Origin of the sequence: Fodinicurvata halophila (assembly GCF_042651425.1) — a bacterium.
GTDB classification, from domain to species: domain Bacteria; phylum Pseudomonadota; class Alphaproteobacteria; order Kiloniellales; family DSM-21159; genus Fodinicurvata; species Fodinicurvata halophila.
On the sequence record NZ_JBHSCW010000019.1, the window covers coordinates 1 to 513 of the forward strand.

The window sequence follows — 513 nt, forward strand, 5'->3', positions numbered from 1 at the left end:
CCAGGGCGGCGAGCTGCAGCTCCTCGCCGGCGAGGAGCGCGCACTCTACGGCGTCGATGCCGAGGTGGGCGCGCGTGTGCCGGTTTTCGAGCGCGAGGGGCCGCTGGACCTTCGGGTCTATGCCGGGGGCTATCACTTCGACGGCGCCGATGCGGAGAGCGTGACCGGCCCGCGCGGGCGCGTGGAGCTGGACATCTTCGAGCTGCCGGGGCTCTCGCCCAACGCCCGGGTGACGGCCAGTGCCGAGGCGCAGTGGGACGAGCCGCGGGGCAGCCAGGGCTTCCTGGGGCTCAGCCTGTCGATCCCGCTGCAGGGCGACATGGGCGGTTCCGACGCACGCCCGCTGACGCGCCAGGAGCGGCGCATGATGGCGCCGGTGGTGCGCGACGTGGACATCGTCACCGAGGCCGGTCCCTCGCAGCGGCCGGAAACGACGGAGGATGTTGAAAACGTCGCCACCGGCGTGACCATCGGCGAGGTGGTCGAGGTGGCCGGCGGCGGCGGCAACCTGGC

Annotated in this window: 1 pseudogene; it reads left to right on the forward strand. The window is 73.3% G+C overall.

Features of this window, described 5'->3' with window-relative positions:
• Positions 1-513: pseudogene (locus ACFOW6_RS18030) on the forward strand (inverse autotransporter beta domain-containing protein); the annotation flags it as partial.